The following is a 12,768-nucleotide window of genomic DNA, read 5'->3' on the forward strand; positions in this document are numbered from 1 at the left end:
GACAGTGTTTTCACTTGAAAAACATTGTCCCTGTTTTAATTATCATTTTATGCCCGCTTCTTCATCAGCCACAGAAAATACGGTGCCCCAATTATTGCAACAAGAATACCTGATGGAATTTCATTTGGTGCAAGCAAAGTCCGGCTTAAAACATCCGCAATTACTAAGAGTAATCCACCAACAAATATTGTTACAGGCAATAATTTCTGATTAGATGGTCCGACCAGCAAGCGGGCAAAATGTGGTGCAATTAAGCCAACAAAACCAATAGCTCCTACTGCTGCTACACTAAATGCTGATAATATAGTTGCCAGCAATGCTAATTGGAATCGGGTTGACATTACTTTTACTCCCAGCCCCCTTGCTGTATCGTCTCCTAATGCCAGTGTATCCAGTATCCGAATTCGCATCATTAAGATCGGCAGCAAAATTATCAATGGGAACAATAAGTAATTAATCACTTCTGACCAACCTTTAGCGTAGGTTGTCCCTGAAAGCCATGTTAATGCCGAAGCAACACCCATATCTGATTGGACAACCAAAATTTGGATAATTGCAGAACCAAAAGCAGATACACCGATACCAAGCAATGCCAGTATCGTCGGCTGAAAAGCTGCCCGAACTGCAAGCATCATAACAATCACAAAGAATACAAAGGAACCTATCATAGCACCGACAGGAATCCAAATAGCCGATACCCCAAAAACGTACATGGTCATTAATGCTCCAACACCAGCCCCTGAAGTAATACCAATCACTGAAGGATCTGCCAGTGGATTCCGAAGTACTCCCTGGAAGATTAGACCACTTACTGCCAGTATCATTCCACTGAATAATGCAACAAGTGCACGAGGGAGACGAAGATCTACTATAAGATTTTTCATAAATTCATTGGAATCTCCAAAAAGTGCCTGAATTGCAAGTACCGGCTCAAAACCGTAGTTACCGGAAGCAAGGCTGATCGCTAAAACAATAATAGTTGCTGCCAGCAGTACTGGAACTGCAATTTTAAGCGAAATTCCTTTCTTAACTTTTCCAGCTAGAATCGAAGTATTATCGTCACCATATTTTCCTTTTTTCATCCTTAGCACCAGGTAAATTAGCCATGGTGCACCAATTAATGCAGTAATCGCCCCCACCGGCAGTTCGGAAAATGAGGGATCAATGATGCGTGCCAGTACATCTGCAAGTAATAGTACATTTCCGCCCCAGATAAAAGAGGCAATAACCAACGGCAGATGTTTACGATAGCCAATTAATTTAATAATATGTGGAGCGACTAAACCCACAAAGCCAATTGGTCCAACAACACTGACCGTCACAGATGTTAGCAGAACCGCAGCAGCAATTGATGCAAATTTAACAGTACTTACATTCTGTCCCAGTGCTGTCGCAACATCATCCCCCAGTGTGAGCGTATCCAGTTTAAATGCCATGAATAGAACAGCAATTAGTGAAACAATCACAAACGGCAGTGAGAAATTCACTCCGCTCCAGTCATTTTGCACTAGTGTCCCAGATCCCCAAAGGAAGATACCTGCCGTCTCGTTTTCATAAAATATCTGCAGAACACTCGTTAACGAGGAAAAAAGAAATGTAACAATCATTCCAGCCAATACCATTCGTACAGGAGTGGCTTTATTTCCACCGGAAAGTATAAACACAATGAGAAATGTTACAATTCCACCTAAAAAAGCCGGAATAATGCCATTTCCAATTAGAGCAGCAGGGAAAAATACAGTACTGGCAACAACTGCAAAGTAAGTACCTGAATGAATGCCCAATGTACTTGCAGATGCCAGTGGGTTTTTTGTAACTGTCTGTAAGATAACACCTGCAACGGCAAGTGCGCCACCGGCAATAATCCCCATCACTGCACGCGGCAGTCTCAAAATCCGGACAGTATGATGCTCCAGCGTATCTTCCGGTGCAAAAAGAGCATCCACAACCGTTCCAATTGGTATGGACACACTGCCCTGATTAATATGTATTAATGTTAATAAGCATAAAAGGGCGGTTCCTCCACCAAAGGTAAGAACCGCAACCATTAATTTTTTAAATGTCTGATTCATCCAATCACTCACTTACCATCGCATCGACTAACTGCTTTGTTAGCACTTCTGCTGATAAAACACCACCAAATGTCCATGTGTCTCCAGGCAGCTGGTGTGTTGTACCATCCTGAACGAAGCTCAAATCCTCCCATACCGGATTGCCTTTCAGCTGTGCTTCAAAAATGTTGTCATCTTCCTGAACAATATACAGAAATTGAAGATCTTCCTCCTGGAAGTTCTGCAGTGCCTCAACAGTAACTTCACTGTAGCCGTATGTTTCAACTTTATCAGATTCATACACATTTTCAAACCCTAAATTGCTCATAACCTGTGCTACAATTGAGTTTTCCGTAAATAATCGGAGCACTGGCGTATTTTGTGCAGTAAAAGCCTGTGTCGCAACATACTTTGATCCTTCCAATTCAGCATCATCCACACGCTGTTTTTGTTCTTCTGTAAAACTGTCCAGATCTGCTATTACCTGGTTGGCTTCATCTTCTTTATCTACAACTTTTGCTACTGTTTTAAATTCATTAATCATATTTTGATAGTGATCCTGTATCGCTTCTTCACCATACGGTGCAAAGGTTACAACTGGAGCAATATCCTTTAATGTATCCAAATACTGTTCATGCCTGAATTGTACGGCGATGATTAAATCAGGATTTAAACGGGAGATAGCTTCAAGATTAGGCTCTTGACGTGTTCCGACATCCTCTACACTCTCATCAAATTCTTTATCAATATTCACCCACTGATGAAATCCGTCCAAGTCCGCAACTCCTGCAGGCTGGATGCCGAGCGCCAGCAGGTCTTCGGCATAAGACCATTCCAGAACAACGATGTTTTCCGGAACTCCTTCAATTGTTTGCTCTCCCATTGCATCTTCAATCGTGATGGTTCTCTCTTTGTCAGCTGAATCTGAGTTTGATTCCGTACTGCCTGAATTATTATCACTGCTGCATGCCGCTAAAAATATAGCAATCAATATAACGGATAGTAAAGCTATTTTCTTCATATGTCTCTCTCCTTAATCCATTCAATACTTTCTTCTATTGGGGCTCTTTCTTTCATCCGCGGTATTTTATTAGGATAACCAATTTGCACTACAGCAATCAGCTTGTGCTTTTCAGGAGTTAAGCCAATGTCGCGGATAAACACTTCGTCCAATAACGTTTTTTTGGCAGTCCACATTGTGCCAATTCCTTTTTCCCATGCAGCAAGCTGGAAGTTTTGAATGAATGCACAAACCGCAGCAAAATTTTCATCATCTAAATAGCCGCCATCATCTTCTTTCTCCATATAAAAAAGCGCATGATGTGGTACAGAAGTGAAAAAGCGATCATAAGCCAGCCGTGCTTTATTCAGTTTTTCTTCGTTCTTTGTCTTTAATAATCCAAGTCTTATGTAGCTGTTTACGACCTTTTCCCCAAATGGCGACCTAGCGTCATCCTCATATAATTTTATTTTCCAAGGCTGCTTCATATGGTGATTAGGTGCATATGAAGCATAATTAAACAACTCCAGAAGAAGCCCTTTCTCTACCTTTTCCGGTTTATAATCAAGGACTGTGCGTCTTTCACGCATTGCCTTTACTAAGTCTATGATGTCCACCTCATCCCCAATTGAAAACGATTATCATTGTCATTAAATATACTAAATGAATGTGTTTTCACTGTCAAATTACATTGTGCTTGTCTGATTTTTATTCGACAGTTGAACAAATTTATTTTCATACAGCTTTTTCTTCCTCTGATTGTTTGTGTTATCAAAAAATGAAATGACATCAGCCAGCGCGTTTTCCAGCAACTCGCGGTCCGATGTTTTTTCGAGCTCATCAATTGCTGTTTCGTAGCTTCTTGCTGCCAGCGATTTATTTGCTTTCTCCTTATGCTCCAGGCAATACGCATATTGCATATAAATCATTCCCAGCTTTCTTCTTGAGTAGTTTGGCAGTTTTAAAAAGATTTCGATAGCTTTATTATAATTTGGCACCGCTTCCTCAAGCATTGACTGATCAAAGTAATAAAAGGCCATTTCTGTATATGCCTCAGCATGCACCATTGTTTCAGCCAAGGAGGAATTCTCAAGCATGGAAATTGCCTTTTCCAAATAGGAATAAGCCATTTCATTCTGATCCTTGCTGCCATAGGTCTTGGCAATACTAACCAAACTGTTAATTTTCATTTCGGGATGATCGTCACCTGCAAGTTCAATGGTTTTATTTAAATATTCAATGGACTTTTCAGAATCATTAATTGTTGAATATAATACACCAAGTTTAAAGTGCAGAAATAAAATCATATATTTATCCCGGTTATCATCTTCTTCAAAGCAGGATAAACCTCGCTTATAATATTTGATTGCACGAACAAATTTTTCCAGATTTTCTTCCGTTTCACCCAGCACAAGATAACCCCGTGCAAGTTTAATGCGATCTGTTTCCTCGTCATTATCCATTTTCTTTACAGCTTCGGACATAATTCTTCTAGCGAGTTTATAGTCACTCATAAAAGCCAATTCTCCATATAAAATTAACTCCTCACTTTTCAGGTCAGAGGAATTTTGATAGAGGTTTGACATTATTTCTGATGCTGCTTTATTTTCCCCAATCTGTGCATGGCTGATTGATTCGACCAGCAACAGCAATTCGGCAAGTTTGTCATCTGTTTTATGGTTTTCTCTAAACTGTTTAATTTTAGAGAGTACATTCGGGAAATGGTTTCTTCTGAATTCCTCTATAATCACTTCCAAATCATCATTATTTTCTTCTGTAATTACTTCATTTATTTTTTCATTCAGATTCAAAATATCCATCGTTGACATACACTTCTCCATTCTGTCTTTTCCCTTAGTTTACCAGTAATTTGGCAATAACTAAATTCAAAAGCATATACTAGCTCGTCGTAAGGCGTTATGGATGTGCGACATTGAAATAAAAAATAGAAACTTAGCTGATACCGTGTTAAAATAAAGATGAATGGAGGCGGAAGTTATGATTGTTTATTATGACAGCTATTGCAAGATGTGCACGGCTTCCTCGACGATTTGGAGAAAATTAGACTGGAGAAAAAAGCTTTCATTTGAATCCTTCCGATTACTTCAGGACTATCCGAAAGAAATGGAAAAAAGCCTTCATGTAAATCATGAAGGCCATTGGTACAATGGATACACCGCAATTATTCAGATTGCAAAAATGCTCCCATTACTATGGATCATCCTGCCGTTCCTATATCTGTTTAAATGGCTGGGACTGGGTGATTTTATTTATGAGAAAATCGCTAAAAACAGAAAGCTCGTGCCTGTAAATCAATGTAAAGACGGAGAGGCTTGTATAATTAGTTCTGACAAGGAATGATTTTATTCTCCTGAGAAATATTCTACATCCTCTGAAGAAAAAATACGAACAGTCATTTTTCCATTTTTAGACTGTGCTCTTAACAGTACCGGCTGATTATACATGTTCTTAAATACAAAATCCGGACCCCACCAGCTAACCGTGGCATCACGCCCTGGTGGTACATATGGCACGCTTCTGCTATGTTCATATCTTTCGACAATCTGGATGCCTTTTAAATCCACTGCATTAAATAGAGTGGATGATACCTGACAGATACCTCCCCCAATATCTTCGGCCAACTCTCCTTTAACAATAACTGGGGCCCGTTTATAACCCCTGTCCTTCGTCCGTTCACCGACAACTTCGTTAAAGGAAAAAACTTCACCAGGAAAAACAACATAATTATTGATTGCTTCAGCTGCAAGTGTAATATTATGGGATCTTTCTAAATTAGTTTCCTTAAAATAGGTTGCATAGCTACCCAGTTCTTTTGTCCGAATTTCTCTTATCAGTGCACGATCTACTCGAGGATATACTGCTTTTTTGGGAACTTTCAATTTTTTAATACTATCATCATAAAATGCTTCCCGAAATAAAACATGGAATCGGTCGTGGTCTAACGTAATTCCTGGTTTCTCCTGAAGTATTTCTCCATCCTCACTGATCGCAGCATTTACCGGGGCTTTATAGATCCTGTCCTCCAATATTTCAATCAGAAAACCTAATTTTTCCTCATCGATAAATAATCCATCTGTTAATCCAAGCGAATATTGTTCTATTTCCAATTTTTCCAGCGTTACTTTCTTATCTTTTAATTCTACGTCTGCCAATACATACTGTACGGGCATCAATATAATGAGCAGTGTTAAGATAGCAATTTTCATTTACCTTCCTCCCATTTTTATTATTAGGCAAAGGCAAATAAATAACCGGGATTTCTCCCGGTTTAGAACAGATAAATGGCAAATGCAATTAATGACAATAAAATTGTAATTACATAAATCCAAATTTGAATCGGCACATTCGATTTAAGTGAACTGGTTTCATATTCAAGAGACCGTTTTAATTCATCCTGTTCCGTCTGCCCCTCTTCTTCATACTGTTTCATCTTTTTTTCTTCTTGTTTAAATGCGAAAAATGTTCCTGCTAATGCGGCAATAAATAATACAGTTAAAAATATTAGTAGACCAGTATTCATAAAAATCTCCTCCGCTTTCATCATAACTTAGGGTTAACACTATCGCTGTGATGTTTATCACTCTTAGTATAATAATGCCTCTTTTTTGAAACTTTTTCAATAAGAGGATGGTGATATTTTACAGCTGATATGATTTTTTATGAAAATTTTACTTTTTCTGTCACCAATTGAAAGTTTAGTTAAATTGTAAAAAAAAGACCGCCTGACAAATGCCAGACGATCATTGTATATTAGCGAAAATCTCTTGAATCTTCCAGATAGTCAACTGCAATTCGATACCCTACAACTGTGGCAAGCAGAAGTAATATTCCGCAAAATGTTTTTCTCATTTATAAATTACCTCCTCGTTTTGAACCTTCACTATTTTGTCAGTTGTGATTATTAAAATGGACGTACTTTTCCTTTTTTCAGTACAAGCATTGGTCCGCCCATCATGAATAATGAACGATTATCAACTACTTTTTTCATAGCAGCAGCAGATTTACCTTGCAGTTTGTAACCGGAAAGTACATTTCCGATCCCATCAGAATGTCCAAGTGATGCTACTGTTCCTTTATCATCAAATACAAAATCTTTTAATGGCTGATTTGTAATCAATGCTTTCAGGTTAGCTGCTACAACATCAGCTTCCTGCATTGCTAGTTGGGCTGTTGGCGGATATGGACGATCTGCTTCCTTGTTCCAAACCCATGAACAGTCACCAATAACAAAAACATTTTCTTCTTCTGGCATGCGAAGGTCGCTATTCACATTTACTTTACCTTTTACCAGCTCAAAACCGGAGTTTCCAAGTACAGAGCTTCCTTTTACCCCGCCTGTCCAAATAACAGTGCCTGCTTTAATTAATTCTTTCTCTTCACCAACAATGAATCCTTCTGGTGTACACTCAGAGATAGCAGCACCTATTTTAATTTCTACACCACGATCTTCCAATGATTTTTTGGCGTAAGTTACTAGCTCCTTATCAAACATTGGCAAAATGGATGGAGCAGCTTCAACATTGATAATTCGAACCTTGTTGCGGTCTACATCATATTTTTTGCACAGTTCCGGAACTTTATCAGCAAGTTCGCCTACAAGTTCAATTCCGGTAAAACCAGCACCACCGACAAGGATGTGCAAGCTGTCTTCACTCGCATTTTTATCATTATTGTACTTTGCAAATTGATATTCGATATGCTCACTGATTAAACGGCTGGAATCAATATCCTCAATTGCAAATGCGTTTTCACCCATGCCTTTAATTCCAAAATCATTTGATTCAAATCCAAGTCCTATTACAAGATAATCATATGAAATTTCACTGTTTTCAAGCACTACACGCTTTTCGTCTTTTTTGATTTCGACAACAGCATCATACACCAATCTTACTCGCTTCGGGCTTACAACATCACTGATCATAACGCGAGCCTGGTTTGGATTAATAGTTCCTGCAGCAACCTCATGCAGCCATGTTGACTCATAATGATAGTTATGTTTATTTACTAATACAATTTCAGCTTCTTCCGGGGATAACATTTTTGTTAAACGCTTGGTTGTTGTCAATCCTGCATAACCAGCGCCCAGAACGACTATTTTTGGTTTGTTAGAACTCATGTAACTTCCACCTTCCTATATACTGTTCTTAATATTAAATTGCACATGGTAAAAGCGTTCTCATATATATAATACACTTTCTATTAAATTAATCGCTTAAACCGATAAATGCCAGATAACAATACATTAATAATATCAAAGTTTTTTTAAATAGGCTAATAAATCTGATGAAATTCGTAAAATATGTTTGTTATTTAGGTATGTGCTGCGAATATTGCTGGTCGGGCGGATATTCCTGTTCTCATCAGTCATCAGTCAAACAAACTAATAACACGAAAACCATCTACCAATGCTTATACAGGCCTGACAGTTATCTCATTTACATTAACATGTTCCGGTTGTGTTACTGCATATACTACCGCTCTTGCAATATCATCTGTTTGCAGTGGCTTCCGGTTATTCGGCAGTCTTTCTGAGTTACGCTCCGTTTCAACCATTCCCGGGGATATGTTCGTTACGCGTACTCCGGTTCGGGCAAGCTCTTTTTCCAGACCCATCGAGATAGCACGCACAGCATATTTGGTCGCACTGTACACGCCACTCGTTTTCGTAACTTCATGACCTGAAACAGAATCTGTATTTACAATGTGGCCTGATGAGCGTTTTAGCATATCAGGCAAAACAGCATTGATTCCGTATAGTACTCCTTTCACATTAACGTCTATCATCTGATCCCATTTTTCTACTTCTCCCTCACGGATTGCTCCATTTAAAACCACTCCGGCATTATTTACGAAAATATCAATCGTTCCAAATGCTTCAACTGCCTTTTGAGTCATATTGTCAATATCTGCTTTTTTAGCAACATCAGTCTCAACCACAAGCGCTTGTCCTTTCTTGTTTCCGTTAATTTCTGCTGCAAGAGCATCCAGTCTTTCTTTCCTTCTGGCTGCAAGCACAACATTTGCTCCCTCCTCAGCAAGATGTTGTGCTATTGCTGCACCAATTCCACTGCTTGCACCTGTTATTACTGCTGTTTTACCTTTAAGTTTTGGCATAATGTACCTCCATATATTTTTAAGTTATTTTATGGTTCTGGTTCAGGATCTGGTTCTGGGCCTGGTTCTGGTTTAGGTTCGGGATCTGGTTTAGGGTCTGGTTCTGGTTCTGGATCAGGCTCTGGAACGGGATTTGGTTTCGGATCTGGTTTAGGGTCTGGCTTTGGATCCGGCTTAGGGTCTGGCTTTGGATCCGGCTTTGGATCCGGCTTAGGGTCTGGCTTTGGATCTGGTTTTGGATCAGGTTTTGGATTTGGTTTGGAATCTGAATCCTGCTCATTGGACTCTTTATTTTTTGCAGGTTCTTTTAACCCACTTTTTGAAGAATTAACCGCCTCTGTTTGTTCTCTGCCTTTAGTCATTGAACTGTTTTCATAACCATCACTATCAGAATCATCTATTTCATTTAATTTCTCGTCCTCTGCTTCCTCCACAACCTCTTCATTATTTTCTTCCTCCAAAACAAACAATTCTTTATCTTTTAAAATAAGTGCACCAACATTTTCTCTTAATATAAGTTCTTCTGCTTTTGGAGTCTCTTCTACTTTTGAATCAATAGTAATCTCTTCAGTCTCAGTTTCTTCTTTCGTCTTATCCATCTCATCTTCCTGCTCCAGATCACCATAGCTGTCTTTTGCAGCTTCTGACTGCATGATGCCAAGACTTACGACCAAAATAAATGCAGTCAGGACAAGCATATTAATAATTAATAGTTTTTTATTTTTCATATCACGTTCCCTTTCGTATTCGATTTATCAATTTTTTTCAAAATATAACATTATCTCCTATTTTAATACGTTCTGCAGTCTCATTTCAATCTATTATACTTTTTTCTAATCACTAGACTGATTAAGAGCTAAAACGCTGTATAGGAAGCGAAATAAGTTGTAAAACGCTTACACTTATATGTTATAATATTCATAATTCAATAATAAGGAAAATGATTCAGTTATGAAGGTGGGATTACATTGATCAATACAGAAGTCCGTGTCGTAAATGAAAAGGGAGAAGATGTTGCGAAAAACAGCACGGAAATAGGAGAAATTATTGTAAAAGGCAATGGCGTGATGCCGCAGGAAAATGAATCAGGTAAAACTATGATTGATGGCTGGTTGTACACCGGTGATATGGGAACAATTGATGAACAAGGACGAATAGATGTCGTAAAACCTAAAGAAAAAAATCCTAAAAAGAAAATATCCACCAAAGAAATGGAGCATCTTTTCTATAAACACCCGGATGTAAGCGAAGTTGCGGTCATTATCACGCCGGATAAAAAGGTTGGCGAAACTACACATGCTGTTGTTGTTCCTCAAAAAAACTCCAATGTATTGGAGAAGGAGCTGCTTGGCTTTATCGCAAAAAAACTTCCATCCTCCGAATGTCCTGATAGTATTACATTTGTAGATGAATTGCCGAAAACTGTCAGCGGAAAAATATTAAAGATTCAGCTGCGTGACATGGTTTAAATAAAGTTAAGCCTGCATTCCTGAAATGCAGGCTTTCTAATTCAAAAATTTAAAGGAGGAAGAAACTTGAGTGATACAAAGGATTTAATATTAGAACTCGAGCAATTCACCAGCTGGGTTCTTTCATTACAAACTATAGAAGAAAGGCTTTTTTTCAAACCAATTAAGGAAGGAAAATGGTCACCAGCAGAAATTATTACACATATTACGTTTTGGGACAGATACATAGTCGATGAAATGCTTCCGGCCATGAATCAGAATGCGAAAATAGAAAGTGTAGAATTTGAAGTAATTAATTCAAGAGCTTCCAAGCATGCAATGTCCGGCATTTCGAAAAAGCAAATAATCGATAATCAAATAATCGCACGGAATAATGTGATCTCTTTATTGAGAGAAAAAACAGATGAGGAATTTTTTGCGAAGTTTACGCTTAACGGAGAAGAAATTGATCCGTATTCAGGCTATCCACATACAATGTATAATTATTTTGCTGGTTTTGCCTGGCATGATAATCACCATAAGAAACAAATAGAGGTATTTCTAAATGAAAATAGCATCACGCTTTTAAAATAAAATTAAATATTGACACAAAATGAATATACTGCGATAATATCTAGGATAAGTTCATACGGTTACCTTTAAACCAGTCCTGTGAGGCTGGCAAGGTGGAACAGATTGGAATCTGTATACGGAGATAAATCTATGGAACTGCTCTATAGTTTTTTGTCCATATGTAAAAACACCTTGCCAAATAAGAGGCAAGGTGTTTTTTATATGCAATAAGGTGCCTGTGAACCAAAATTTAAGGGGGAGTAATGATGGCACAATATGATGAAATTCAAGTACACGAACGATTACCATTATTAAAAAGCATACCATTAAGTATTCAGCATTTATTTGCCATGTTCGGATCGACTGTTTTAGTTCCGGTATTGTTTGGTGTGAATCCGGCAACGATTCTATTAATGAATGGTATCGGTACACTATTATATATTTTTATTACAAAAGGAAAAATCCCGGCATATCTGGGATCCAGTTTCGCATTTATATCACCGGTATTTGTGGTACTGGGAAACTATGCAGGTGGAGAAGGCTATAGCTATGTGTTAGGTGGTTTCCTCGCGGTAGGTATTGTTCTGACAATTGTCGGACTGGTTGTAAAAATGATAGGCACTGCCTGGATCGATGTTATATTTCCACCGGCGGCAATGGGAGCAATTGTTGCAGTTATCGGACTTGAACTCGTTCCAACAGCTGCTGAAATGGCTGGGTGGATTGCTCCAGCTGACGCCGATGCTTCATGGACGATGGATCCTGAAGTTGCACTTGTATCTCTTTTAACATTAGCAATCACCATCGTTTGCTGGGTTACACTTCGCGGCTTTTTAAAAATCATTCCAATCTTAATCGGAATCGTCGCAGGTTATATTATTGCTTATTTCTTTGGTTTAGTAGATTTTACCTCAGTAAAAGAGGCTTCATGGATTTCCATGCCGGAATTTTATCAGATGAAATTCGACTGGTCAGCAATTCTTGTAATCTTGCCAGCAGCCCTTGTTCTTATACCAGAACACATCGGACATCTATTTGTTACAGGTAATATTGTTAAAAAGGATTTAACAAAAGATCCCGGACTTGACCGTTCATTTGCCGGAAACGGAATTTCCACGATAATCTCCAGTTTCTTTGGATCCACACCAAATACAACATACGGTGAGAATATTGGAGTATTGGCAATTACACGTGTATATTCCACATGGATTATTGGAGGAGCAGCAGTAATCGCAATCATTTTATCCTTTGTTGGAAAACTGGCTGCTTTAATTTCTTCAATTCCGTCAGCTGTAATGGGAGGAATATCTCTGCTGTTGTTTGGTATCATTGCGGCAAGCGGGATTCGCATGCTGGTTGAAGCAAAAGTAGATTACAACCGGTCCCAAAATTTAATTCTTACCTGTGTCGTACTAGTTATTGGAATCAGTGGTGCAACCGTTCAAATAGGAGAAGTTGCATTAACAGGAATGGGGCTTGCAACAATTGTTGCCATTGTACTTGGACTCTTCTTTAAAATACTGGATGTTTTAAAGCTTTCCAATGAATAAATTATTTTGCA

Annotated in this window: 13 protein-coding genes; 4 read left to right on the forward strand and 9 right to left on the reverse strand. The window is 38.5% G+C overall.

All coding sequences use genetic code 11. The features are described 5' to 3' along the window. Nucleotides 1-47: 47 nt before the first annotated feature. The 4 genes from CIL03_RS05075 to CIL03_RS05090 all read right to left on the reverse strand — a co-directional run bounded on the left by CIL03_RS05075 (nucleotide 48) and on the right by CIL03_RS05090 (nucleotide 4,892). The gene (locus CIL03_RS05075) at nucleotides 48-2,072 is read right to left on the reverse strand and encodes an iron ABC transporter permease (protein WP_094884144.1); all 2,025 of its coding nucleotides are present in this window, start codon (nucleotides 2,070-2,072) and stop codon (nucleotides 48-50) included. 4 nt (nucleotides 2,073-2,076) lie between these two features. Beyond that, complete coding sequence (locus tag CIL03_RS05080) at nucleotides 2,077-3,072, reverse strand: ABC transporter substrate-binding protein (RefSeq protein WP_094884146.1); 996 nt, start codon at nucleotides 3,070-3,072, stop codon at nucleotides 2,077-2,079. After that, nucleotides 3,069-3,668 (reverse strand): nitroreductase family protein, encoded by a 600-nt coding sequence (locus CIL03_RS05085; RefSeq protein ID WP_133087811.1) that lies wholly within the window; start codon nucleotides 3,666-3,668, stop codon nucleotides 3,069-3,071. The genes CIL03_RS05080 and CIL03_RS05085 overlap by 4 nt, the downstream gene beginning before the upstream one ends. Before the next feature lie 69 nt (nucleotides 3,669-3,737). Continuing rightward, the gene (locus CIL03_RS05090; RefSeq protein WP_108721232.1) at nucleotides 3,738-4,892 is read right to left on the reverse strand and encodes a tetratricopeptide repeat protein; all 1,155 of its coding nucleotides are present in this window, start codon (nucleotides 4,890-4,892) and stop codon (nucleotides 3,738-3,740) included. A gap of 157 nt (nucleotides 4,893-5,049) precedes the next feature. On the opposite strand from CIL03_RS05090, the gene CIL03_RS05095 reads away from it, so the two are divergent. Next, complete coding sequence (locus CIL03_RS05095; RefSeq protein ID WP_165767894.1) at nucleotides 5,050-5,412, forward strand: thiol-disulfide oxidoreductase DCC family protein; 363 nt, start codon at nucleotides 5,050-5,052, stop codon at nucleotides 5,410-5,412. A 2-nt stretch (nucleotides 5,413-5,414) separates the two neighbouring features. On the opposite strand, the gene CIL03_RS05100 is transcribed toward CIL03_RS05095, so the two are convergent. The 5 genes from CIL03_RS05100 to CIL03_RS19755 form a co-directional block, all read right to left on the reverse strand. Then, entirely contained in the window at nucleotides 5,415-6,278 is an 864-nt protein-coding gene (locus CIL03_RS05100; RefSeq protein ID WP_094884154.1) for a VanW family protein, read from the reverse strand. Between the two features lie 62 nt (nucleotides 6,279-6,340). Then, nucleotides 6,341-6,592, reverse strand: coding sequence for a hypothetical protein (locus CIL03_RS05105; RefSeq protein WP_094884156.1), 252 nt, complete (start codon nucleotides 6,590-6,592; stop codon nucleotides 6,341-6,343). 381 nt (nucleotides 6,593-6,973) lie between these two features. Beyond that, nucleotides 6,974-8,188 (reverse strand): NAD(P)/FAD-dependent oxidoreductase, encoded by a 1,215-nt coding sequence (locus CIL03_RS05110; protein WP_094884158.1) that lies wholly within the window; start codon nucleotides 8,186-8,188, stop codon nucleotides 6,974-6,976. A gap of 293 nt (nucleotides 8,189-8,481) precedes the next feature. Further along, entirely contained in the window at nucleotides 8,482-9,186 is a 705-nt protein-coding gene (locus CIL03_RS05115; protein ID WP_094884160.1) for an SDR family oxidoreductase, read from the reverse strand. A gap of 29 nt (nucleotides 9,187-9,215) precedes the next feature. Beyond that, nucleotides 9,216-9,914, reverse strand: a complete 699-nt coding sequence (locus CIL03_RS19755; RefSeq protein ID WP_165767895.1) for a hypothetical protein — start codon at nucleotides 9,912-9,914, stop codon at nucleotides 9,216-9,218. Nucleotides 9,915-10,154: 240 nt separating this feature from the next. Between CIL03_RS19755 and CIL03_RS05125 the strand changes: the two genes are divergently transcribed. The 3 genes from CIL03_RS05125 to uraA all read left to right on the forward strand — a co-directional run bounded on the left by CIL03_RS05125 (nucleotide 10,155) and on the right by uraA (nucleotide 12,757). Continuing rightward, nucleotides 10,155-10,655, forward strand: coding sequence for a class I adenylate-forming enzyme family protein (locus tag CIL03_RS05125; protein ID WP_094884162.1), 501 nt, complete (start codon nucleotides 10,155-10,157; stop codon nucleotides 10,653-10,655). Between the two features lie 66 nt (nucleotides 10,656-10,721). Further along, nucleotides 10,722-11,228: a DinB family protein gene (locus CIL03_RS05130; RefSeq protein ID WP_094884164.1), complete on the forward strand. Its 507-nt coding sequence runs from the start codon at nucleotides 10,722-10,724 to the stop codon at nucleotides 11,226-11,228. A gap of 245 nt (nucleotides 11,229-11,473) precedes the next feature. Continuing rightward, nucleotides 11,474-12,757, forward strand: a complete 1,284-nt coding sequence (uraA, locus tag CIL03_RS05135; protein ID WP_094884166.1) for a uracil permease — start codon at nucleotides 11,474-11,476, stop codon at nucleotides 12,755-12,757. Nucleotides 12,758-12,768 lie beyond the last annotated feature (11 nt).

It is taken from the genome of Virgibacillus indicus (assembly GCF_002266285.1).
Lineage (GTDB): Bacteria > Bacillota > Bacilli > Bacillales > Amphibacillaceae > Virgibacillus_K > Virgibacillus_K indicus.

Bases quoted from the DNA above. Each gene is read 5' to 3' on its own strand.
- CIL03_RS05105 (WP_094884156.1), bottom strand. From the start codon at position 6,592: ATGAATACTGGTCTACTAATATTTTTAACTGTATTATTTATTGCCGCA.
- CIL03_RS05100 (WP_094884154.1), bottom strand. From the start codon at position 6,278: ATGAAAATTGCTATCTTAACACTGCTCATTATATTGATGCCCGTACAG.
- CIL03_RS05080 (WP_094884146.1), bottom strand. From the start codon at position 3,072: ATGAAGAAAATAGCTTTACTATCCGTTATATTGATTGCTATATTTTTA.
- CIL03_RS05115 (WP_094884160.1), bottom strand. From the start codon at position 9,186: ATGCCAAAACTTAAAGGTAAAACAGCAGTAATAACAGGTGCAAGCAGT.
- CIL03_RS19755 (WP_165767895.1), bottom strand. From the start codon at position 9,914: ATGAAAAATAAAAAACTATTAATTATTAATATGCTTGTCCTGACTGCA.
- uraA (WP_094884166.1), top strand. From the start codon at position 11,474: ATGGCACAATATGATGAAATTCAAGTACACGAACGATTACCATTATTA.
- CIL03_RS05095 (WP_165767894.1), top strand. From the start codon at position 5,050: ATGATTGTTTATTATGACAGCTATTGCAAGATGTGCACGGCTTCCTCG.
- CIL03_RS05110 (WP_094884158.1), bottom strand. From the start codon at position 8,188: ATGAGTTCTAACAAACCAAAAATAGTCGTTCTGGGCGCTGGTTATGCA.
- CIL03_RS05090 (WP_108721232.1), bottom strand. From the start codon at position 4,892: ATGGAGAAGTGTATGTCAACGATGGATATTTTGAATCTGAATGAAAAA.
- CIL03_RS05075 (WP_094884144.1), bottom strand. From the start codon at position 2,072: ATGAATCAGACATTTAAAAAATTAATGGTTGCGGTTCTTACCTTTGGT.